Origin of the sequence: Corynebacterium hindlerae (assembly GCF_014117265.1) — a bacterium.
Lineage (GTDB): Bacteria > Actinomycetota > Actinomycetes > Mycobacteriales > Mycobacteriaceae > Corynebacterium > Corynebacterium hindlerae.
Map to the genome: position 1 here is coordinate 1,406,069 of NZ_CP059833.1, position 23,458 is coordinate 1,429,526.

15 protein-coding genes, 3 rRNA genes and 2 pseudogenes are annotated in these 23,458 nt (G+C 57.2%); 7 read left to right on the forward strand and 13 right to left on the reverse strand.

Going from position 1 to position 23,458, the window contains the following annotated elements; translation table 11 throughout:
- Positions 1–47: 47 nt before the first annotated feature.
- The gene (locus tag HW450_RS06995; protein WP_182384944.1) at positions 48–1,904 is read left to right on the forward strand and encodes an FAD-binding monooxygenase; all 1,857 of its coding nucleotides are present in this window, start codon (positions 48–50) and stop codon (positions 1,902–1,904) included.
- 960 nt (positions 1,905–2,864) lie between these two features.
- Here HW450_RS06995 and HW450_RS07000 read toward each other — a convergent pair.
- The 5 genes and pseudogenes from HW450_RS07000 to HW450_RS07020 form a co-directional block, all read right to left on the reverse strand.
- A pseudogene (locus tag HW450_RS07000) lies at positions 2,865–3,788 on the reverse strand (IS3 family transposase); the annotation flags it as partial.
- Between the two features lie 14 nt (positions 3,789–3,802).
- A complete protein-coding gene (locus tag HW450_RS07005; RefSeq protein ID WP_182384945.1) occupies positions 3,803–4,090 on the reverse strand; it encodes a transposase in 288 nt (95 codons plus the stop codon).
- Between the two features lie 195 nt (positions 4,091–4,285).
- Positions 4,286–4,403: ribosomal RNA gene (rrf, locus tag HW450_RS07010) — 5S ribosomal RNA — on the reverse strand.
- 114 nt (positions 4,404–4,517) lie between these two features.
- Positions 4,518–7,592 (reverse strand): 23S ribosomal RNA (locus HW450_RS07015).
- Positions 7,593–7,934: 342 nt separating this feature from the next.
- Positions 7,935–9,452, reverse strand: a 16S ribosomal RNA gene (locus HW450_RS07020).
- Together the 16S, 23S and 5S rRNA genes form the textbook arrangement of a ribosomal RNA operon.
- Positions 9,453–9,519: 67 nt before the next feature.
- On the opposite strand from HW450_RS07020, the gene HW450_RS07025 reads away from it, so the two are divergent.
- Positions 9,520–9,909 carry a hypothetical protein gene (locus HW450_RS07025; RefSeq protein WP_182384946.1) on the forward strand — a complete coding sequence of 130 codons (390 nt, stop codon included), beginning with the start codon at positions 9,520–9,522 and terminating at the stop codon, positions 9,907–9,909.
- Here the strand turns inward: HW450_RS07025 and HW450_RS07030 are convergent.
- Genes HW450_RS07030 through HW450_RS07040 form a run of 3 tightly spaced genes read right to left on the reverse strand, consistent with a single transcriptional unit; the run spans position 9,868 to position 12,118 of the window.
- Positions 9,868–10,881, reverse strand: a complete 1,014-nt coding sequence (locus tag HW450_RS07030; protein WP_220463887.1) for a hypothetical protein — start codon at positions 10,879–10,881, stop codon at positions 9,868–9,870. The two genes, HW450_RS07025 and HW450_RS07030, sit on opposite strands and share 42 nt — an antisense overlap.
- Before the next feature lie 14 nt (positions 10,882–10,895).
- A complete protein-coding gene (locus tag HW450_RS07035; RefSeq protein ID WP_182384948.1) occupies positions 10,896–11,738 on the reverse strand; it encodes an ATP-binding cassette domain-containing protein in 843 nt (280 codons plus the stop codon).
- Positions 11,739–11,740: 2 nt separating this feature from the next.
- On the reverse strand, positions 11,741–12,118 hold the full coding sequence (locus HW450_RS07040) for a GntR family transcriptional regulator (RefSeq protein ID WP_182384949.1): 378 nt from the start codon (positions 12,116–12,118) through the stop codon (positions 11,741–11,743).
- Positions 12,119–12,321: 203 nt separating this feature from the next.
- Between HW450_RS07040 and HW450_RS07045 the strand changes: the two are divergent.
- Positions 12,322–13,503: pseudogene (locus HW450_RS07045) on the forward strand (NYN domain-containing protein).
- A 33-nt stretch (positions 13,504–13,536) separates the two neighbouring features.
- On the opposite strand, the gene HW450_RS07050 reads toward HW450_RS07045, so the two are convergent.
- Both HW450_RS07050 and trxA read right to left on the reverse strand, forming a co-directional pair.
- Positions 13,537–14,337, reverse strand: a complete 801-nt coding sequence (locus HW450_RS07050) for a PspA/IM30 family protein (protein WP_182384951.1) — start codon at positions 14,335–14,337, stop codon at positions 13,537–13,539.
- A gap of 222 nt (positions 14,338–14,559) precedes the next feature.
- Entirely contained in the window at positions 14,560–14,970 is a 411-nt protein-coding gene (gene trxA / locus HW450_RS07055; RefSeq protein ID WP_407926304.1) for a thioredoxin, read from the reverse strand.
- A 129-nt stretch (positions 14,971–15,099) separates the two neighbouring features.
- On the opposite strand from trxA, the gene HW450_RS07060 reads away from it, so the two are divergent.
- The 3 genes from HW450_RS07060 (at position 15,100) to HW450_RS07070 (ending at position 18,742) form a co-directional block, all read left to right on the forward strand.
- The gene (locus HW450_RS07060) at positions 15,100–15,303 is read left to right on the forward strand and encodes a heavy-metal-associated domain-containing protein (protein ID WP_232843204.1); all 204 of its coding nucleotides are present in this window, start codon (positions 15,100–15,102) and stop codon (positions 15,301–15,303) included.
- 89 nt (positions 15,304–15,392) lie between these two features.
- Complete coding sequence (locus tag HW450_RS07065; protein WP_182384953.1) at positions 15,393–17,531, forward strand: heavy metal translocating P-type ATPase; 2,139 nt, start codon at positions 15,393–15,395, stop codon at positions 17,529–17,531.
- 62 nt (positions 17,532–17,593) lie between these two features.
- The gene (locus HW450_RS07070) at positions 17,594–18,742 is read left to right on the forward strand and encodes an MFS transporter (protein WP_182384954.1); all 1,149 of its coding nucleotides are present in this window, start codon (positions 17,594–17,596) and stop codon (positions 18,740–18,742) included.
- A 13-nt stretch (positions 18,743–18,755) separates the two neighbouring features.
- On the opposite strand, the gene HW450_RS07075 is transcribed toward HW450_RS07070, so the two are convergent.
- Genes HW450_RS07075 through HW450_RS07085 form a run of 3 tightly spaced genes read right to left on the reverse strand, consistent with a single transcriptional unit; the run spans position 18,756 to position 21,622 of the window.
- Positions 18,756–19,571 carry a fumarylacetoacetate hydrolase family protein gene (locus HW450_RS07075; RefSeq protein WP_182384955.1) on the reverse strand — a complete coding sequence of 272 codons (816 nt, stop codon included), beginning with the start codon at positions 19,569–19,571 and terminating at the stop codon, positions 18,756–18,758.
- Between the two features lies 1 nt (position 19,572).
- Entirely contained in the window at positions 19,573–21,009 is a 1,437-nt protein-coding gene (gene dnaB / locus HW450_RS07080) for a replicative DNA helicase (RefSeq protein ID WP_232843205.1), read from the reverse strand.
- A gap of 25 nt (positions 21,010–21,034) precedes the next feature.
- Complete coding sequence (locus tag HW450_RS07085; protein WP_182384956.1) at positions 21,035–21,622, reverse strand: TetR/AcrR family transcriptional regulator; 588 nt, start codon at positions 21,620–21,622, stop codon at positions 21,035–21,037.
- Positions 21,623–21,697: 75 nt separating this feature from the next.
- On the opposite strand from HW450_RS07085, the gene HW450_RS07090 reads away from it, so the two are divergent.
- Entirely contained in the window at positions 21,698–22,855 is a 1,158-nt protein-coding gene (locus tag HW450_RS07090; RefSeq protein WP_182384957.1) for an alpha-amylase family glycosyl hydrolase, read from the forward strand.
- The last annotated feature ends 603 nt before the right edge of the window (positions 22,856–23,458 follow it).

A 23,458-nucleotide genomic window follows, 5' to 3' on the forward strand; every position in this document is an offset into this window, starting at 1 on the left:
GCGTGCAACGACATGTGACCGAGAAGTTTCATTTAAGGAGTAATTCCATGCATTTCCACCACCACGGGTACGTTTCCGAAGACCCCCGCACGCTCCCCGCTGCTGGCATCGGTCTGAATCGGCCGGCCGAGCTTCCCGACGAAATGGATGTGCTGATTGTCGGCACCGGCCCAGCCGGAATGATCGCAGCGGCGCAGCTCTCCATGTTTCCCAACGTACACACCCGAATCATCGATCGCCGCCCACACCGGTTGGAAATCGGCCAAGCTGACGGTATTCAGGCCCGTAGCGTCGAAACGTTCCAGGCTTTTGGATTTGCAAACGAAATCATCGACGAGGCTTACCGGATTACCGAAATGTGTTTCTGGAAGCCTAACCCAGACAATCCGGCCGAGATTATTCGTACCGCACGCACCCCGGACGATCCGAACAACATCTCTGAGTTCCCGCACCTCATTGTGAATCAGGCGCGCGTGCTCGACCATTTTGCAACGTTTATGAAGCGATCTCCTTCCCGGATGGAGCCTGATTTTGGTTGGGAGTTCCTCGGCCTCGAAATCACCAAAGCGGAGGACTACCCGGTTGTCGTATCGCTGCGTGGTACCGGCCCGAGCAACGAGGGCGTTGAGCGCACCGTCCGAGCCAAATATGTCGTAGGCTGCGATGGCGCGCGTTCTGGTGTTCGCAAGGCAATCGGCAGAACGCTTGCTGGTGACGCCGCCAACCATGCCTGGGGCGTGATGGATGTGCTGGCGGATACCGATTTCCCAGATATCCGTACCAAATGTGCCATTCAGTCATCGCAAGGTTCGATTCTTCACATTCCGCGCGAAGGTGGTCATTTGTTCCGCATGTACGTCGATCTCGGCGTGGTGCCGGAAGGTGACAATGGGGCGATCCGAAAGACCCCAATCGAAGCTGTGATTAAGAAGGCGAACGAAATCATGGCTCCTTACATGGTGGACGTGAAAAACGTTGCCTGGAGCTCAGTGTATGAAGTGGGGCACCGCGTCACGGACCACTTCGACGACTGCTCCGACAAGGGTGGCACGCCGCGAGTCTTCATCACCGGCGATGCGTGCCATACCCACTCGGCAAAAGCAGGTCAGGGAATGAACGTGTCCATGCAGGACGGTTTCAATATTGCCTGGAAGCTGGGCGCAGTCATCTCTGGGCTGTCCCCTGCGTCCTTGCTGAGTACCTACTCCGCAGAGCGCCAGGTGGTCGCGCAAAACCTCATCGACTTCGACAAGGAATGGTCTACGCTCATGGCGAAGCCTGCCGAGGAGTTTGAGGATCCAAAGTTCCTGGAAGAGTTCTACGTTAAGACTGCCGAATTCCCGGCCGGCTTTATGACACAGTACGAGGACTCCCTGATCACTTACGGTGCCAGCGATCAGTCCTTGGCAACCGGATACCCGCTGGGTAAGCGGTTCCGCTCCGCTGAGGTCGCCCGGGTATCCGACGGCAACCCGATCCACCTCGGGCACCAGGCCGTTGCTGATGGTCGCTGGCGAATCTACGTGTTTGGTGACGCCGCGGGCACCACGGTGAACGACTGGGCTGCGTGGTGGGGTTCTGCGGAGTCACCGCAGCGTTTCACTCCGGTCGACGGTGACACGGACGCGCTTTTCGACATCCGTGTGATTTACAACAGTGAGCACCCAGAAATCGATATCCCAAGTGCTCCTGCGGCATTTAAACCCCGCGTAGGCAGCTTCGGAATTGAGTACTGGGAGAAGATCTACGGAATTATTCCGGGTAACAGTATCTTCCCCGAGCGCGGTATTGCAGACACCGGTGCGGTGGTAGTAGTACGTCCAGACCAATATGTTGCGGGAATTTTCGCGCTGGATGATACTGCCACTCTTAATGACTTCCTCACGCCAATTTTCACCACTTAACCTCTAATGCTGCTTAAGGCCCGACGCCCTTGTGGGCTCGGGCCTTAAGCATTCCTGGGATACAAGGCGGATCCTTAGGATCGTGGAAACACCTGACCGTGATTGCAGGTGTGTGGGGTCCCCTCGGTGGGATCCTAAAGCGGAGGTTGTTGAGCAGCTGTGCTCGTTGGTCCGCGACAGTCGTAGCGTCCGCGACGCAGCGGAGGAATGGGGACTGAACCACAATGGGGCTTCTCGCAGGAAGAAAACTATTTCCAAGCCCGGTGCATTATCACCTGGGTTGTTTCGGTCGGGCACACAGCTACCCAGGGTTAAGAGGCAAAATGTGTGCCTGAATTCCACAGTAAAGCCAGGTCAGGGCACGTAAACAGGTGCTGTATATTGTTCCTGCTAGCAGGTGCGGTTACCCAACTCCAGTGATGAAAAAACGACCCGATGCCCCGTCTGCCTGGGACAAAAGCAAAAACAACGGCACTACCAGGTGACACTTGGACCACCAAAACCAAAGATGATCACACACGCGGCGATCTTTTCGGGCCTTCTATGCTTATGCTGTCGGCTCAACCGCAATGACCGATACTGCAGGCTCGTTGGGTATCTCCCGATGGAGCACGCCAATCGGGTAACAGTCCGATCTGCTCTGTTGCGTCAACGGCTATGCCAGTCGACTGTTAACACATCAGTTCCTGGCCGGACACATATTTTGTTGCTTAACCCTGTAAAACCCGGGAAGTATTCCCCGGGTTTCGGTGATTTTTTAGGCTTTACACTTGCTATTTCGCTGTTTTTGGTCCGAGATCCGGGGAATGCTTCCCGGGTTTTAGTAAGAAACTTCAGGGGCCGTGGCCAAAGACCCAGGGGTGAGGTAACAACCGACAACACGCCCACCGGACACACATTTTGTCCTTTAACCCCTGGGCTGTGTCAAGTTTTGTTGACGGTTAGACCCGTTTGTTTTGGTTAGGCTGCAAGGGCCTCGGGGAGTAATTCGGGGCTGGGGGTCAGGAAATCGGCCATCGCCTCAGCGGGAATGAGGCCGGTCGCACTATGGCGGCGCTGTCGGTTGTAATACGTCTCAATCCACGACAGTGTCTCTAGGCGGGCGTGCTGCTTGGAATCGAATTGTTTGCGCTCATGCAGCAGGTGAAGTTTCAGCGTGGAAAAGAAGGATTCCGCCACCGCATTGTCCCAGCACACGCCAACAGAGCCGACAGACAAGCGAACGTCGAGTTCTTCGGCGCAGTCAGCGAACACCTTTGAGGTGTACTGACTGCCTCTATCCGAGTGGAATATCGCATCACCAGCAACGAAGCCTCGATCATGGGCCATGGTCAAGGCATCCACCACAAGCTTCGAGCGCATGGAATCGGCCATCGACCAGCCCACCACCATCCGGGTGCCCAGATCCATGACTGTGGCCAGGTACATCCAGCCTTCACGGGTGCGCAGGTACGTAATATCTCCGCACAAGACCGTGGTGGGCACTGGGGGATAAAACATCCGCCGCAGGTAGTCTTTGCGCAGGTCAGCGTCAGGATCCGCAATGGTGGTGCGTACCTTCTTGCGTCGGTACTTCGTGACTAAATTGTTCTGCGCCATGATGGTGCGCACCGCGTACAACGTGGTGTCAATACCTTCAGCGACCAGGTCAGCAAAAATGGTGCGAGCACCGGCAAACCCTTTGTGCTTGGTCGTGAAAAGCTCTGTGACGCGGGCACTGATGGCAAGCCTGCGCCCCCTGGGAGAAGATGCAGCCACAGGGGTGTGGTGGCGTTTCTTCCAGGCGTAGTAGCCGGCTCTGCTGACGTTAAGGACGCGTGCCATCATGGTGACCGAGTATCTGGGCTTGGTCGTGCCTTCTTTGTCGAAGTGGTAGATGACGCGGAAGAAGTCGTCTTCTACTGCTCCTTGGCAAAGAAGGCGCTGACTTTTTTTAAGAACTCGTTTTCAAGCTCCAGCTCCCGGATTCGTTTGGTCATTTCAGCTGGGTCTTGGGAGTTGGGGTCTGCTTTGCGCAGGTGAGAGCCGCGGCCGGTGCCTTGGGTGCCTTTGGCTTTGGCCACCCACCGGCCCAGAGCTGAGGAGGAGATCCCGTACTCGGCAGCGACTTCCTCGCGTGTCTTGCCCAACACGAGAACCGCATCCACGCACTGCTGTTGAAATTCTTTTGGATAAGCCTTCGGCATAATCACACATCCTTGTCGTTGAGGGTTTCACCGTCAACAAGAATCATGACAGCTCACCCCACACCAAAACACAAAAAGAGGCGTGTGCGGAACACAACCTGTTCCACACACCCCATCTTTTAACTAGATGACGAAAAGCGGTGTGTCTAGGACTTCACATCCTACACACACCGCTTTTCATGTTTGAAGTTTTTAGGCCGGCAGTGACCTACTCTCCCACACCCTCCCAGGTGCAGTACCATCGGCGCAGCAAGGCTTAGCTTCCGGGTTCGGAATGGGACCGGGCGTTTCCCTCACGCTAACAACCACCGACACAACCAACAACACAAACACACACACCGTGTGCTGCGTCAGACACTGCACAATGAACACGAACAACACTTAATTTCCACCCAACGTTTAGCACTACATGTGCACCCAAAGGCAGGTGTTTTCATTATCGGCCAATTAGTACCAGTCACCTCCACACCTTACAGCGCTTCCAGATCTGGCCTATCAACCCCCTAATCTAGAGGGAACCTCAAAAGAAACCTTATCTCAAAACAGGCTTCCCGCTTAGATGCTTTCAGCGGTTATCCCTTCCGTACGTAGCCAACCAGCCATGCACCTGGCGGTACAACTGGCACACCAGAGGTACGTCCGTCCCGGTCCTCTCGTACTAGGGACAGCCTTTCTCAAGTTTCCACGCGCGCGGCGGATAGAGACCGAACTGTCTCACGACGTTCTAAACCCAGCTCGCGTGCCGCTTTAATGGGCGAACAGCCCAACCCTTGGGACCTACTCCAGCCCCAGGATGCGACGAGCCGACATCGAGGTGCCAAACCATCCCGTCGATATGGACTCTTGGGGAAGATCAGCCTGTTATCCCCGGGGTACCTTTTATCCGTTGAGCGACACCACATCCACAAGTAGGTGCCGGATCACTAGTCCCGACTTTCGTCCCTGCTCGACCTGTCAGTCTCACAGTCAAGCTCCCTTGTGCACTTACACTCACCACCTGATTGCCAACCAGGCTGAGGGAACCTTTGGGCGCCTCCGTTACTCTTTAGGAGGCAACCGCCCCAGTTAAACTACCCACCAGGCACTGTCCCTAACCCAGATCATGGGCCGAGGTTCAAGGTATCTACTACGATCAGAGTGGTATTTCAACAACGACTCAACAACACCTAGCGACGCTGCATCACAGTCTCCCACCTATCCTACACAAACCGCACCAAACACCAATACCAAGCTATAGTGAAGGTCCCGGGGTCTTTTCGTCCTGCCGCGCGTAACGAGCATCTTTACTCGTACTGCAATTTCACCGGGCCTGTGGTTGAGACAGCAGGGAAGTCGTTACGCCATTCGTGCAGGTCGGAACTTACCCGACAAGGAATTTCGCTACCTTAGGATGGTTATAGTTACCACCGCCGTTTACTGGGGCTTAAATTCTCCGCTTCGGTATTACTACCTAACAGGTCCTCTTAACCTTCCAGCACCGGGCAGGCGTCAGTCCGTATACATCGACTTCACCGTCTTCGCACGGACCTGTGTTTTTAATAAACAGTCGCTTCCCTCTATTCTCTGCGACCACAACCAGCTCACACCGAAAAGACGATCACCAGCCATGGCCCCCCTTCTCCCGAAGTTACGGGGGCATTTTGCCGAGTTCCTTAACCACAGTTCACCCGAACGCCTTAGTATTCTCTACCTGACTACCTGTGTCGGTTTCGGGTACGGGCCGAATATGCACATCGCTAGAGGCTTTTCTCGACAGCACAGGATCACCAACATCAACCAACAAAGGTCTACGCATCACGCCTCACCCAAAACGTGGTCCCGGATTTACCTAGGCCACAGGCTACACGCTTACACCACAATCCAATAAGTGGCTCGGCTACCTCACTGCGTCACCCCATCACTTAGCTACTACCAGATCAGGCCCCACGCATCACACCAACCACATCCCAAAGGACGCAGACGACGATCAGGGCGGTTAGTATCACTGATTCACCATGGTCGCACACACTCGGGTACGGGAATATCAACCCGTTATCCATCGACTACGCCTGTCGGCCTCGCCTTAGGCCCCGACTCACCCTGGGAAGACGAACTTGACCCAGGAACCCTTAGTCATCCGGCGGATAAGATTCTCACTTATCAATCGTTACTCATGCCTGCATTCTCACTCGCACACACTCCACACCACGGTCACCCGGGCGCTTCCACACGTGCACGACGCTCCCCTACCCAAACAACAAACATTGCTTGCCGCGGCTTCGGTGGTGTACTTGAGCCCCACTACATTGTCGGCGCAGAACCACTCGACCAGTGAGCTATTACGCACTCTTTCAAGGATGGCTGCTTCTAAGCCAACCTCCTGGCTGTCTAAGCGATCCCACATCCTTTTCCACTTAGTACACTCTTAGGGACCTTAACCGGCGATCTGGGCTGTTTCCCTCTCGACTACGAAGCTTATCCCCCGCAGTCTCACTGCTGCGCTAACTTAAACCGGCATTCGGAGTTTGGCTGACGTCGCTAAGATGATAGTCCCGCTAAACCAACCAGTAGCTCTACCTCCAGCAAGCAACACACAACGCTGCACCTAAATGCATTTCGGGGAGAACCAGCTATCACGGAGTTTGATTGGCCTTTCACCCCTACCCACAACTCATCCCCTCAGTTTTCAACCTAAGTGGGTTCGCGCCTCCACAACCTCTTACAGCTGCTTCACACTGGCCATGGGTAGATCACCCCGCTTCGGGTCCAAGACATGCCACTAAACACACTCGTTAGTATTCGCTTTCGCTACGACTACCCCACACGGGTTAACCTCGCGACATGCCGCTGACTCGCAGGCTCATTCTTCAAAAGGCACGCCATCACCTTAAAAAAGGCTCTGACGGATTGTAAGCACACGGTTTCAGGTACTATTTCACTCCCCTCCCGGGGTACTTTTCACCATTCCCTCACGGTACTCATCCGCTATCGGTCAATCCAAGTATTCAGGCTTACCGGGTGGTCCCGGCAGATTCACAGCAGATTCCACGAGCCCGCTGCTACTCGGGAAACAAACACGCACGCAGCATGCATTTTCAGGTACCGGGCTATCACCGTCTACGGCAGGCATTTCCACACCACTTCCCCTAACACACACAAACACACGACCAACACGGCAGTATTGGAAAAAGTTCATCCCCACAACCCCACACACGCAACCCCTGCCGAGTATCACACGCATGCAGTTTAGCCAAAAATCCACGTTCGCTCGCCGCTACTAGCAGAATCACTCTTGTTTTCTTCTCCTACGGGTACTGAGATGTTTCACTTCCCCGCGTAACCCCCAAACCCACTATGAATTCATGGGCAGGTAACTACACATCACTGTAGCCAGGTTTCCCCATTCGGACACCCTCGGATCAACGCTCTATTGGCAACTCCCCGAGGCTTATCGCAGCCTTACACGTCCTTCATCGGCTTGGATTGCCAAGGCATCCACCGTGCGCCCTTAAGTAACAAAAACACCATAAACAAGGCACACAATACTAAAACACTAAACAAAAAATAAAGATGAAAAAAATTGCTCGCGTCCACTATACAGTTCTCACACAACACACCCAACCCACCAGCCACCACCACAACAGTGGCAGCACACCAGGCCAGAAAAAGGAACAACACATGCTGCCCCAGACACCCAACAGCGCACCAAACACCCAACACTAATTATCTGTTTTTCGATCATGCCGACCACCACCATATCGATGGCTAGCTGGCGTCCACCCGATAAATAAAACCAACAGCCACACACACGGCGACTCAGCTGGCACAAACACGCAACTGCGTGTCACAAAAATAAGCTCCTTAGAAAGGAGGTGATCCAGCCGCACCTTCCGGTACGGCTACCTTGTTACGACTTCGTCCCAATCACCGATCCCACCTTCGACAGCTCCCCCCACAAAGGTTGGGCCACTGGCTTCGGGTGTTACCGACTTTCATGACGTGACGGGCGGTGTGTACAAGGCCCGGGAACGTATTCACCGCAGCGTTGCTGATCTGCGATTACTAGCGACTCCGACTTCATGGGGTCGAGTTGCAGACCCCAATCCGAACTGAGGCCGGCTTTCAGCGATTAGCTCACCCTCACAGGCTCGCGACGCGTTGTACCGACCATTGTAGCATGTGTGAAGCCCTGGACATAAGGGGCATGATGATTTGACGTCATCCCCACCTTCCTCCGAGTTAACCCCGGCAGTCTCTCATGAGTCCCCAACCGAATTGCTGGCAACATAAGACAAGGGTTGCGCTCGTTGCGGGACTTAACCCAACATCTCACGACACGAGCTGACGACAACCATGCACCACCTGTATACAAGCCACAAGGGAAAGACCATCTCTGGCCCGGTCCTGTATATGTCAAGCCCAGGTAAGGTTCTTCGCGTTGCATCGAATTAATCCACATGCTCCGCCGCTTGTGCGGGCCCCCGTCAATTCCTTTGAGTTTTAGCCTTGCGGCCGTACTCCCCAGGCGGGGCGCTTAATGCGTTAGCTACGGCACAGAAGTCGTGGAAGACCCCTACACCTAGCGCCCACCGTTTACAGCATGGACTACCAGGGTATCTAATCCTGTTCGCTACCCATGCTTTCGCTCCTCAGCGTCAGTTACTGCCCAGAGACCTGCCTTCGCCATCGGTGTTCCTCCTGATATCTGCGCATTTCACCGCTACACCAGGAATTCCAGTCTCCCCTACAGCACTCAAGTTATGCCCGTATCGCCTGCAGCTCCGAAGTTAAGCCCCGGTATTTCACAGACGACGCGACAAACCACCTACGAGCTCTTTACGCCCAGTAATTCCGGACAACGCTCGCACCCTACGTATTACCGCGGCTGCTGGCACGTAGTTAGCCGGTGCTTCTTATCTAGGTACCGTCACTTACGCTTCGTCCCTAGCGAAAGAGGTTTACAACCCGAAGGCCGTCATCCCCCACGCGGCGTCGCTGCATCAGGCTTGCGCCCATTGTGCAATATTCCCCACTGCTGCCTCCCGTAGGAGTCTGGGCCGTGTCTCAGTCCCAATGTGGCCGATCGACCTCTCAGTCCGGCTACCCGTCGACGCCTTGGTAGGCCATTACCCCACCAACAAGCTGATAGGCCGCGGGCTCATCCCACACCGCAAAAGCTTTCCACTCTCCACACTAAAGAAGAGTCATATTCGGTATTAGACCCAGTTTCCCAGGCTTATCCCAAAGTGCAGGGCAGATCACCCACGTGTTACTCACCCGTTCGCCACTCGAGTACCCTGCAAGCAGGGCCTTTCCGTTCGACTTGCATGTGTTAAGCACGCCGCCAGCGTTCGTCCTGAGCCAGGATCAAACTCTCCATAAAAACCATTCGATAATCAGCCATATGAAAAGCCAAAAACCTAGCAAAACAAACAACCAGCACAAACATAATGATGATTGTCCAAAAAACAGTTCCTGGTACATCCGACGAGGAAGACACCAAAAACCACAAAAAATTGAGTATTAAAGCGCTTACACAGACCACTCCTGGCCTGCCGGCACCAACACACAACCAAAAAACAAAAAATAAAAGTACTTGGCACACTATTGAGTTCTCAAACAACACACGCACAACCAACCCACACCAGCAAAACCAGCGAAAGAAAGAAGGCTTGTCCATCAGCGACTCGTTTTCCTACCGCCACACACACTCAAGCGGGGCGTTGTCGGTCGCGCTGACTCACATAAAGTTACACACACCCAACCAACAATACAAACCCGCAGGTAAAACAGGGTTTTTAGAGGTTTATCTTTTGTCCTTGCCCCATCATCTCTCGTAGGCCTGAGGATCCGAAGTATCCACTGCGCGCTCTTTTTGGCAGGTACCCAACCAAAGCAATTAGCCACGCGAGCGCTACCACGACGGTCACGGCGATGGTGGGGCGTTGTTCTTCTCCATAGAGACCAAAGACTATGGATAGACCAAATAGCGCGATGAAGAGCAACAGCGGCGTCGCCACACCAATTTTTCGGTATGCGGCAAGCAGAATCGCCATGTGCAAGTAAAGACTGAGCGCAAACAAGGGCAGGAAATGCCACCATTCATAGGACGCGCTCCGAACCAGCCCTACGATCACGTTTGCCAGGAACATTGCGGTGACCAAACCTCCGGTGCTGATCGCAACATCTCGGTAGATGTTCGTTGGTGCTCGCCCATAGAGCTTTGATACTGAGGTTTGGTTTTTCAACATCACTGCGCATCCCGTGATTACTGCGGCGCCGTATCCCATACTCGTGGGAATAATCTCGCTTACGGCATCAACTTTCCCTATTCCTGTTATCAGGTACATAGCGATGATGGCCGCCGGGATAATGAGCCAAAAAATCATCGGCCGATAGATGATGTCGTAACGAATGCCCCTTACAGTGTCTGTGTAGAACGTCCATGGCTGTCGCGCTTCGAATGATTTTTCCGGTGCGCGACGCAGCTGCACTCCGATCCCTACGACACTGCCTGCGACTGCACCCCAGAAGCTATTGTTGCCGCTGATGAGCCAGCCTGGGAGCAGTCCGAGAGTGATAATGAGAGCCACAACTCCGGCGTGGGTGAGGCGATTTCGGCGGATCCGGTTCTGCGAGAGCCCGTACAACCTTGCCCTTCCGGGGTCTACACTTATGAACCCGACGATCAATGCGGAACCGAGGAATACTGCCACTTCAATGAATGCGCCGTTGACGATGTTCAACAGCGGCAGATAACAGATGAAGAATACGTACCACAGCAGCACTTTCGGATCGATGTAGAGCTGCACTATTGAGGTCCATTTCATCGTTGCGCCTCCTGGAGGGCCAGTACTGCAGTTTCCAAATCTACTGGGCTTGTGCGCACGTGAGCGCCGTTCGGCAGCTCGGTCCCGCCACGCGCATCGACGATAAGTTTGGTTACTCCCCCGACGGTTTCCTTCACGAGCACCCGCTGATCCCAGTGGCCAAGAACTTCAGCAGGTCCTGCGACCGAGAAAATTTCACTTGTTAGCGTTCCTACATCGGAGGACAGATGCACATGCCCGTCTCGGATGAGGTGCACCGCATCAAGAACGCGCGCACTTTCGTTGATGTGGTGGGTAGAGAGCAGGATCGTGCGCGGGTGTTTTTCCTGTTCTTCCAGGAGGATGCGGTAGAGCAATTCGCGCCGCTGCGCGTCGATGCCGAGGTAGGGTTCGTCGAGAAGCGTGAAGGGGCAGCCGGCCGCGAGCGCAAATACCACAGCGACGGCGGATTTTTGGCCGAGCGAGAGCTTTCCGTAGGCTTTGTCGGCGGGGACGTCGAAGCGTTGGAGCAGCTCGTATGCCCGGTCGAGGTCGAAGGTGTGCCAGCGCTTGGCCCCGAGACCGAAGATCTTTTTCGCTTTCCAGTTCATCGGGAACGCCATGTCCGCGCCGGAGAAGACGATGCCATCCATCGCCCGCTCGTTGTCGAAGGGATCCGCGCCGAAGACTGATAGCTCGCCATCGTGGGGCAGTTGGGCAGCCAGTACACGCATCAAGGTGGTCTTTCCGGAGCCGTTGGGGCCGATGAGTCCGTGAATCATGGTCGGCGCCAGCTCAAGAGATAGATCTTGTAGCACTGGCTCTTTGTATTTCGCGGTGAGGTTACGGGCGGTAATCATGGTTACTCCTTGTATAGGCCACGGCTTTCGGCTACCTGGTCGATGAGTTCGTGCAGGTGGCTGCGGGCGACGCCAAGTTTGACGGCTTCGTCGATGAGGGGAGCAAGGTAGTCGGCAGCGAAGGCTTCACGACGCCGGTTCACAATCAACACGGGTGCTTCGGCGGTGACGAACATGCCGATTCCCCTTCGTTTTTCCAAAACCCCACTGTCTACGAGTAGGGCCAGACCTTTCCGGGCGGTAGCCGGATTGATCCGATGGAAGGCTGCAAGCTCATTCGTTGACGGCGCTTGCTGCCCGACCCTAAGTGATCCCTCAACGATCGAATCTTCAATAAGGTCAGCTATCTGCCGGAACAGTGGCACCGTTGACTCGTCCATACCGCCCCCAGTTACTTGGTTGGTTACTTGCGTAGCCAACCATAACACCGCACCACGACGTTGACAATGGGTACTAAAAAATTTTTGCTCTTAAACCCGCAGGACACCGTCAACTTGTGGGAATTTTTCGACGTAGGCACCCGTTATAAGGCATGCTGGTTATACACAACTTAGTTACAACAAATGAACGGAAATTAGGAGCCATGCTTGAACGAACACTTGTCTATGTGGACACGTCTTACCTGCTTGCAAGCTTTTACAACTCTTGGGAAACTGGGGCACGAGCCCAATTAGAAATTGACCTTCCGGAAGTAGTTGCCGTCCTCGGCAACATGATCGAAAACCAAATTAAGCAGCCAATTCACCGCCAGTTCTGGTACGACGGTATCCCCGACACCGGCCCGCACCGCTATCAGCGGGCACTACGCACGTGCGATGGCGTGCAACTGCGCGCTGGGCAGCTGATCGAGTGGGGCGAGCGTCGCACGCAAAAGGCCGTGGATACGCGACTCGTTGCCGATCTCGTGCTCGCTGGGGTGCGCGGAACTTGCTCTGACATCGTGCTGGTTTCTGGCGATGCCGACATGATTCCCGGCGTCCAGGAAGCCGTCAACGCCGGCGTGCGCGTGCATCTGTACGGCTTCGGCTGGGATTCCATGTCCTCGGCGCTGCGCCACGCCTGCGATTCCACCACCATTTTGGACCCTCGGGAAGACTTCTCCGAGTGCATGCAGCTGCAGGTTCTCGAGGGCCCACTGCCTCCGGTGGTGCGCACAAAACCGATCGGCGATGCGGAACCGATCGACGAGGACGGCACGACGAGTTTCGACGACGCCGAACCTCATTTCCCAGCGCGACCGGGGGAACCGGCCGTCGAAAAGCCCGGCGAAACAGAGGCAGACTGCCTCACCGAAGGCGAACGCAACCAGCTTGCCGACGCCAAGCCCGTCGCTCCCTCGCCGGCACTCCTCGCCCAGCAGGCCGCGAAAGCCCAGGCCGAACCCGAGTCTGATGACGAGGAGGAGACGGCGACCCGCCCAGCTCCTAACCCATCCATGATGGCGCCCCGCCGGAAGCTGCGCTCCCGCTACGTACCACTCCCCAATGAGGTGTGGGCGTCGGCAGGATTCCAAACCCCGTTTGACGTGGGACAACAGTACGCTTCCTGGTGGTATGACAACGCTGCCTCCCCAGAGCAGCGCGACTCCGCGCACCTGTTCTCCGGTGGCGGACTCCCACCCGAAATCGACCGGCCGCTGCTGCAGTTCGCCTGCGAAACGCTGCACGAATACACGCTGACTGAGTCACAGCGCGTCAATCTGCGCGACGGTTTCCACTCCGGAATCCGCGGCGTGCTCATCAACTTGAACCGGCGCGATTCCTAACCAAAAATGCTCCCCCAAGGGGAGCATTTTTCGTTACTGCTCTTCTGCGGGCTCCGCATCCTCGCCGGGAGCATCGGCCGGAGACTCACCCGCAGTGAGCTCCTGGTTTTCGGCGTTCATCGCCGCCCGGATCTCTTCCAGGCGCGCGTTCGCCTTCAGGTCCACCCCCTCGGACTGGATCTCTGCCATGCGGTCACCGATCGTGGACTCGGTCAGTTCCTGAGCACCCAACGCATTGGCGTAACGACGCTCGATCTTCTCACGCACCTCATCGAGAGTCGGAACGGCGTCATCGTCCTTGCCGAACTGATTGATGGTGTCCATAGACCTAGCCACCTTCTCCTGCATCACAGCCTGATCGGCTTGCGCAGTGAGCTCATCAATCTGAGACATCTGCTCCTTGAGGCGCATCTCAGATTCCTTCTGCTGCTTCTTCGCCTGCTCAGCGGCGGCCGCGCCCTGGGAATGCATCGCCTTCGTCTGCTCCAGCTGCTGCTCCACAGCCACCAGCTGAGATGCGAAGATCTCGGCAGTGTTCGTAAACTCGGCAGCTTTCGCGTCATCTCCATCCGCGCTGGCCTTATCAGCCGCCATAATTGCCTGGCGGGCCTTATCCTGCAGGCTGGCTTGCTCCTTCACCAGCCGATCCAGGCGCATCTCCAGTTGCCGCTGGTTACCAATCACCGCAGCGGCCTGCTCAGTAACCTTCCGGTGCTGCTCCTTCGCAGCGTCAACCGCCTGCTGGATCTGCACCTTCGGGTCAGCATTCTCATCAATCTTCGCGTCAAGCGACGCAGTCAGATACTTCCAACCCTTGCTGAATGGATTCGTCATAAGAGTCAACTTCCTTCACTAATTTCAAATCGGTTTCCCCTCAGTGTAGGGCGAATCCAGCACAAATTCAGGGCAAATGAATATCTATCAACGTTCTGTTACCTTCGGCAGACATCGTTTAGCGCAGTGTTGAAGTTACGCGGGGGAAGAAAAATCGAGCGTACGGATGGGACGATCCAGGCTTTGAAAATCCCATCGGTACGCTAAATCTCGCGCGGAACCCTACTCCTGCTCTGCTACCTGTCGGCGCACGTCATCCATATCCAGTCCCTTGATCTGGGTGATGAGGTCTTCGAGGGCTGGGGCTGGGAGGACGCCAGCCTGGCGGAATACCATGATGCCGTCGCGGAATGCCATCAGGGTTGGGATGGACTGAATCTGCAGCGCGGCGGAGAGCTGCTGGTTGGCGTCGGTGTCTACCTTGGCGAAAACGGCGTCGGTGTGGTTATCGGAGACCTTTTCAAATACCGGGGCGAACTGACGGCATGGACCGCACCAGGATGCCCAGAAATCGACGAGGACGATCCCGCCGTCCATGATGGTTTTTTCAAAGTCAGCTTCGGTGATGTTTACGGTTGCCATGGTTTCTCCTTGATGTTTCGAGTTTTTATTAACTCGTACAACCTTACCTATCTGTCACTTATTCCCGCGGACCTTGTTGTGACCAGCCACACGTTTACTACTTTTGGGATTGACTGGTAGATAATAATTCGTAGAAGAATATGAGTATTATCCTGCCAGTTCGAAAGGGCTTGATTTTCAGTGACTAAGAATTACCAGATCGAGGGCATGACCTGCGAGCACTGCGTGAAGGCTGTTGAGGCCGAGGTGAACGAGGTTCCTGGCACCCAGGGCGTGGACATCGATCTTGCGAGTGGTCTCATGGCCGTTCATGGTGAGGATTTTTCTGACGACGCCATCATTGAAGCCGTCATTGAGGCTGGCTACAAGGTGGTTGAGCGCTAGTTGCCGCAGGGCCCTGTGGGGCCCTTTTTCTCTCCCACCCATATACCCCCTAGGGGTATGATGGCTGCCATCTCGATCAAGGAGGCCCCATGACCGTGCAGCATGTTGACTTAGGCGTGACCGGAATGACATGCACGTCGTGTTCGTCGCGCGTCGAGCGGAAGCTGAACAAAGTCGATGGTGTTGAGGCTACTGTCAATTTCGCCACGGAGACCGCCTCGGTATCGTTCGACCCCACCAAGGTGGACGTGCCACAGCTCATCGCCGTGATCGAAAAGACCGGCTATGGGGCGTCCGAGGTGCAGGATGATGAGCCGGAACCGGCGGGTGACTTATCGCGTCGGTTAGCGTTTGCGTGTGTGTTTGCCGTACCCGTCATGGTGCTGTCAATGCTTCCTGCCTGGCAGTTTCCCTACTGGCAGTGGGTGGTGTTGGCGCTTGCCACGCCGGTGTACCTGTGGAGCGGGTGGCCGTTTCACCGTGCGGCTGTGATCAATCTGCGCCACGGCGCGTTCACCATGGATACGCTCATTTCGCTGGGCACCACCGCGGCATTCGCCTGGTCACTGATAGCCCTGGTGTTTGGTGACGCCGGCCGTCCTGGCATGACCATGCACATGAGTGTCACGGCGCATTCCTCGCACGGGATTTACCTCGAGACCGCGTCGATGGTGATCGTATTTCTCCTGCTCGGCCGGTGGTTTGAGGAGCGGGCGAAGGGGCGCAGCTCCGCCGCACTCAAGGCGCTGCTGGACCTTGGCGCGAAGGACGTCGCCGTGCTTATCGACGGCGCAGAGCGTCGCATCCCCATCGCCCAGCTACGTCCTGGCCAGCAGTTTTCCGTGCGCCCCGGGGAGAAAATCGCTACCGATGGCGTTGTGGTCTCTGGCTCCTCGGCGGTGGACGAGTCGATGCTCACAGGCGAGTCGGTACCGGTGGAGATTGCTCCCGGCAGCCAGGTAACCGGCGCAACCATGAACCTTTCCGGGCACGTGGTGGTGGAAGCCACCCGCGTCGGCCCTGATACTACCCTGGCGGCAATGGGCCGGTTGGTCAGCGATGCCCAGGCCAAGAAGGCGCCGATCCAGCGGACCGTGGATAAGGTGTCACAGGTGTTTGTGCCGGTGGTCATCATCGCGTCCCTGGTCACGCTGGCCCTCCATCTGCTACTCGGATCCACCACCACCGATTCCTTCGGCGCCGCAGTCGCGGTGCTCATTATCGCCTGCCCGTGTGCGTTGGGCCTGGCCACCCCGACCGCGCTGCTTGTGGGAACAGGACGCGGCGCGCAGCTGGGGCTGCTAATTAAGGGACCCGAGGTACTTGAGGCGACGCGCCGCGTTGACGCGATCGTCTTTGACAAGACCGGCACCCTCACCACCGGTCACATGCAGGTAACTCAGGTACACGGCCCGAAGAATACGCTTGCGCTCGCTGCGGCTGTGGAACATGGCTCCCAGCACCCCATTGCGCTTGCGATTGTGGCGGCAGCCTCAAACTTTCCTGAAGCTAAGGATTTCCAATCCGAGCCAGGCCAGGGTGTCTCTGCTGTGGTGGCAGGCCAGCGGGTCAGAGTGGGGCGCCCCGAATCCGGCGGGGAGCACGTCGAGGCGGCTCGCGCGCAGGGCGCTACTCCCGTCGCGGTGTACGTCAACGACACCTGCTACGGCATTATCGTGGTCACCGATACTCCGAAACCCGCAGCTCGCGAGGCGATCGCTCAGGTGAAGGAGTTGGGAATCCAACCATGGTTACTCACCGGCGACAACGAGGGCGCGGCACGGGACGTCGCGAAGCAGCTTGGCATCGACCACGTCGTCGCCGATGTTTTGCCTGCCGAGAAGGTGGCGCACGTTGCCCAGCTGCAACAGCAGGGCCGACGCGTGGCTATGGTGGGCGACGGCATTAACGACGCCGCAGCCCTAGCGCAAGCCGACCTAGGCCTGGCAATGGGCGCCGGCACTGACGTCGCGATCGAAGCTAGCGACATCACGATCATGAATGACGACCCTCGCTCAGCAGTCGATGCGATACGGCTGTCGCGGTCAACATTGCGAATCATCCACGGCAACCTGTTTTGGGCCTTTGCCTACAACGTGCTGCTCATCCCGGTGGCCGCCATCGGCTTGCTCAACCCCATGTTCGCTGGCGCAGCGATGGCGCTCAGCTCAGTGTTCGTGGTGAGTAACTCGCTGCGCCTGAGAAAATTCCGGAGCACTTTCCGGTAAACCACCTTCCCACCTCTGCTAATTAAGTAATGTGTCTCACAGACATTAGTTAGGGAGGTCACATGCAGTGGTTTCGAGTCGCCCTGGGCATGTTCATCATTGCCTTCGGCGCAAACAGCTTCGCCCCGATGCTGTTGACCTATCGTTACGAGGCTGGGCTCAGCGAAGCAACAGTCACATTCCTGCTCGCCGCCTACATTTTCGGGCTCATTCCCGCGCTCCTCATCGGCGGTCGCCTATCGGACAGGGTCGGACGACGCGCCCTCATGCGCCCCGCGCTGGTCATCTCCGCGGTGTCGTCGCTGATCATCCTCTACGGTGGCCTCGGTCAGGTCTGGGCACTCACGCTCGGCAGGTGGATCTGTGGCATCGCCGTCGGCTTTGTCATGGCCTCCGGGGCAGCCTGGCTCCGCGAGGTGTCCGACGCCCCCGTTGCCGTCAGTGCCCGGCGCGCCACCATCGCCTCCACCGCAGGCTTCGGTGGTGGCCCCATCGTCGCCGGCGTGTTAGCTGAATTTGGCCCCAACCCGCTGATCCTGCCTTGGCTGTTCCACGCCGTCGCCACCGTGCTCCTTGCCCTGGTGGTGTGGCGTCTTCCGGAAGTCCCAGTCTCCGGCACGGTTCAGGGCCGATTCTTCCCCAAGACGGCGCTGAGTTCCCGGTTCTTGTGGAGCGTCGCGGCCTGGGCGCCGTGGGTGTTCGGCTGCGCATCCACCGCGTTCGCGATCCTCGTGTCCCTCACCAGCTCGCACTTTGAGCACAAGTTCGTGTTTGCTGGGGTTGTCGCGGGAATCACCATGCTGGTGGGTGTGGCTGTTCAGCCACTCGTGCCCCGGCTGGGTAGTGGATTCGTGCCGCCCGCCGTCGTCGGCCTCGCTTTCGCTTTCCTTGGGATGATCTTCAGCTACATCATCGCCCGCACAAACCAGCCACACTGGATCTGGCCAGCGGCCCTCGCACTCGGGTCCGCCTACGGCATCATGATGGTGTCCGGGCTGCGCGAGGCGCAGATGATGGCGCCACCATCGGAGCTGGGCTCCCTCATCGGCATCTTCTATTCGATGACGTACCTCGGGTTCTGTGTTCCTTTCGTGGTGTCCTTCATCGGGCCCGCCTACGGATACGACACCGTCTTTATCATCGGCATGGTCGTCATCGCCGCCTCGGTATGGCCCGTGACGCACGTGATCAAGAAGTACGAGCCGCGATAGGGCGCCTCAACAATCAGCAAAAATCGACAGGGTTCTCAATCTCTCCCAGCCCCTCGATCTCCACTCGAACCACGTCCCCGTCGCGCAGGTAGCGCTTGGGGTCCCGGGCATGGCCGACGCCCTCTGGGGTACCGGTGGCTATGACGTCGCCCGGCTGCAGGGTGTAGATCCGGGAGATGAACTCGATGAGCTGCGCTGGGCTGAAGATGAGGTCCCCGGTGGAGTCCTGCTGCATGACGTCTCCGGAGACGGTGGTGGTCAGCTGCCCACCCGGCTCAAAGGTAGTGTCCAGCCACGGGCCAAAGCCCGCGGTGTGTTCGAAGGACTTTCCTTGGTGCCACTGCTTGGTCTGATTTTGAAAGTCCCGCATGGTGAAGTCATTGATGATGGAGTAACCGGCGATGTAATCGTCAGCGTCCGCTGCCGCGACGTTTCGAGCGGGTGATCCGATGATGACGGCCAGTTCCCCCTCGAAGTCCGCTGCCGTGTTGGCAAAAGCCGGCACCTGCGAGCTGTCATACGCACCGATGAGCGCCTCGGGGAACTTGATGAACAGCGTGGGCACCTCGGGGAAGTCATGCCCCATTTCCCGAATATGCTTAGCGTAATTCAAGCCGACGCAAATGATTTTGCCTGGGCGCGGTATGACGGGGGCGAAATCCTCCCGGGACACGTTCACCACGGGACCGGTGGGCCCGATGTGTTCCCAGCCGGGTTGCGTGAGCAGGGCGGTGACGTCGGGAAGGCCGTCGTAAAGCGTGGCGGTGGTGTCGGACTCCATGCGGGCGGCACAGGTGCCGTCGGTGGTCCGGAGCGTGGCGATGCGCATGTTAACCCCTAGCAAGATCGACGAAACGGGAGTAGTGCAGCTGGTGGGCGACCGGGATCGTATCGATCGGGCCGCCACGGTGCTTAGCCAAGATAATATCGGCCTCGCCGGCGCGTTCGTCGTCTTTATCCTGAGAATCCGGGCGGTACAGCAGCATGACCATGTCGGCATCCTGCTCCAGCGAGCCCGATTCACGCAGGTCAGCAATCTGCGGGCGCTTGTCCGTGCGGGATTCGGGGCCACGGTTCAGCTGGGAAATCGCGATCAATGGGACGTCGAGTTCCTTGGCGAGCAGCTTCAGGGAGCGGGAGAATTCGGACACTTCCTGCTGGCGGGATTCGACGCGCTTGCCGGAGCTCATCAGCTGGAGGTAGTCCACCACGATCATCTGTAGGTCGTGCTTCTGCTTGAGTTTTCGGGCCTTGGAGCGGATTTCCATCATGGTGAGGTTGGCGGAGTCGTCGATGAAGATGGGGGCGTCCTCGATCTGGCCGACCCGGTTCGCGAGCTTCGCCCACTGCTCGTCCGTCATCCTGCCCGAGCGCATGTCGGTGAGCTTGATGTCCGTCTCCGCCGACAGCATACGCATCAAGATCTCGGACTTGGACATTTCCAGCGAGAAGATCACGGAGGTTTTGCCGTGCTTGATAGAACAGGAGCGCATAAAGTCCAGTGCAAGGGTCGACTTACCCACGCCGGGACGGGCCGCGATGATGATCATTTGGCCACCGTGCAGGCCATTGGTGAGGTTATCCAGGTCCACGAAGCCCGTGGGCACACCCTTGGCCAGGCCACCATTTTCGGCAATCTGACTGAGCTCGTCCATAGTGGAATCCAGGATGTCAGCGAGCACTTGGTAGTCTTCGGTGGCCTGGCGTTGCGCGATGGCGAACACTTCCTGTTGGGCCAGGTCAAGCACCGCGTCGATCTCTGCACCTTCGGTTCCCTCGTAGCCCAGCTGGACGACGCGCGTCCCGGCGTCGACAAGGCGGCGCAGGATCGCTTTCTCAGCCACGATTTCGGCGTAGAACCGCGCATTCGCTGCCGTCGGGACGCTGGAGACCAGGTCATAGAGGTAGGGGGCGCCGCCCACGCGCTCGAGGTCATTGCTTCGATCCAGTCGGCCACGCACCATGAGTGCGTCAACTTCGGCGCCTTCGGTGAAGAGCTCCAGGATCGCGCTGTAAATGATCTGGTGGCGCGGGTGGTAGAAGTCCTCCGGGGAGAGGACTTCCACGACGTCTTCGATGGCGGTGACGGACATCAGCATGGCGCCCAACACGCCCTTTTCGGAGTCGGAATCGTGCGGTGGCTGCCGCCCGAACTCGCGACCTTCCGGGATGTCGCGGTCATATTTCCTGTTGCGCCGGTAGGTGTTGTCCTCGGCTGGTTCCGGGGGGAGCGGAACGGACGAATCGTCAAAGTGTGGTGTGGTCAATTGCCTCTCCCCTATCCGGTTTTTGTTAGCGTTTCCAGTCTCCCAGACTGCCTTCCAGACCGCCAACGACGGCCTCTATTATGGGCCATTTTTCCTCCTCAGGACACCCGCGTTGCACCCACGTCCGTGTGGCTGCCTGCAGTATTCCGTGGAAGGCTGCTACCGCATAGAAGTCACGGGCGCTGTCATTGGGGCGCACGATGTCCCGCAGGGTCTGCGCGAATCCGTGTTCATCGAGGCGTCGGACTTCGCTGGCGCGGGCGTCGTCGTGCCCAAACAGCACGTGTTGGGTTTCGTGGGGACGCTGCAGCTTAACGACGTAATCCAGTTGCGCTTCTACCAGTGCCACGACCCGGTCTCTGGTGGATGCTTTTCCGGTGACTGCGTGGCGTTGCAACTCCCTGAGCTGCTGGAAGTGCTGCTCCAGCACTGCGGCGAAGAGTCCGGATTTTGAGTCGAAGTACTTGTGCACCAACGCCACGGACACTCCGGCGGTTTCTGCCACGGCGGCGACCGATACGTTTTGGTAAGAGTGCGTGGCGAAGGCCGACCGCGCGGTGTCCAGGATGAGAGCCTTGCGCTGCGCTGGGTTCATTCGGGTTCGCTGGGACATGTTGACAGCATAGCGCGAGTTAGTGCAAGATACTCACTAACGTAAGTGAGTTGCATATACTAAGGAAGTTTTTACATGTCACACTGGTCAGAACACACAATTTGGTGGCACGCTTACCCGTTGGGGTTCACCGGCGCGCCCGTGCGCCCCACGCCAGAGGAACGCGCTCTCACGCATCGGCTTGATTACCTCACCGACGCCCTCGACCACCTCATTACCCTCGGCTGCAACGGCCTCGCACTCGGCCCCATTTTCACTTCCCACACGCACGGCTACGACACGACCAACTACTTCGACATTGATCCGCGCCTGGGAACCATGGCGGATTTCCAGAAACTAGTAAGCGCCTGCAAGCAGCGGGGAATCCGGATCATGCTGGACGGCGTTTTCAATCACGTGGGCGCGGGCTCGCATTACGAGCACCTCGTCCGGCCCGACACGGTTTTCGAAGGCCACGCCGACCTACACACCCTGGACCACTCGCGCGAGGAGACGTCCGACCTGGTGGCTGAGGTGATGAATTTTTGGCTCGACCATGGCATTGACGCCTGGCGTCTCGACGCCGCCTATTCCGTGCCACTCGAGTTCTGGCGGGCGACCCTACCCAAAGTGTACGAGAAGCACCCCGACGCCTGGATCATGGGTGAAGTCATCCACGGCGACTACGCCGCTTTCGCTGACGCCATGAATTCGGTGACCCAGTACGAACTGTGGAAGGCTATCTGGTCCTCCCTCAAGGACAACAATCTCTTCGAGCTCGACTGGAACCTGCAACGCCACAACACGTTCCTGGATTCCTTCACGCCGTACACATTCATCGGGAACCATGACGTCACCCGCATCGCCACCCAGGTGGGTCTTCCCAAAGCAGCGCTAGCCCTCACCATCCTCATGACGGTTGGGGGCGTGCCTTCGATCTACTATGGCGACGAGTTCGGCTACGAAGGACTGAAGGAGGAGCGCCTCGGCGGGGACGACGCGGTGCGCCCCATGTTCCATTTGGGCGATTCCCCTATGTTGGCCCTCCACCAGGAGCTCATTGCTTTCCGACGCCGCCACCCATGGCTCACCACTGCCCGCACCACATCCACGTCACTGGAAAACACCCGCATGAGCTACCGCAGTACCGGCCCAAACGGGGAATATGTGGACGCCACTATTGAGCTTGAACCTGAGCCCGTCGCCCACATCGTCAGCCCCAATGAGCCCACAATTACCATTCAACTCACATAGTTATCCACAACTATGTGTGGACAACCATGTGGAGTAGTAGCATCGTTGCAGGTGAGAGGTTTATTACCCGTTATTCACAGCTGTTTGCTGACATTTTAGCTGGTCAGAGCATGTTTTTACTTTGGCATTTTTCATGACCAGGGGATTTGACAAAACGTCTTTTTGCGTTCCTTCTCGCCTCCGCCGCTCTCACCTTGACGATGGTTATCCACAGGATGTTGTGGATAACTTATAGTTGATAGCGATTTGTCCTGCGCAACGAATCCCTGTCCAAGAACCCGAGAAAACAGGTTAAGTCGCAAAATCTACGTCGAGATTCCGTGGCGAGGCCAGGGCAGGACTGGTACATCGAGGGTTTCCTTCACAGGTGAGCGCTATCTAACACAGTTGGTGGAGAACGGTTGGTAGAGAGTTCGAGTAGAAATTAACCTCTACCCCCTGTGTGACGCGACTTCCTCTCGAACTCTCTACCAACCGTTCTCTACCAACCGCCTACACCGGTGTAGTGCCGCTTCAACCGCCAATTTCGCTACATAACCCCGACATAACCCACGACTTCACCCGAGAAAACACTAACCGGGCCCCACCTCGATACAAGGTGAA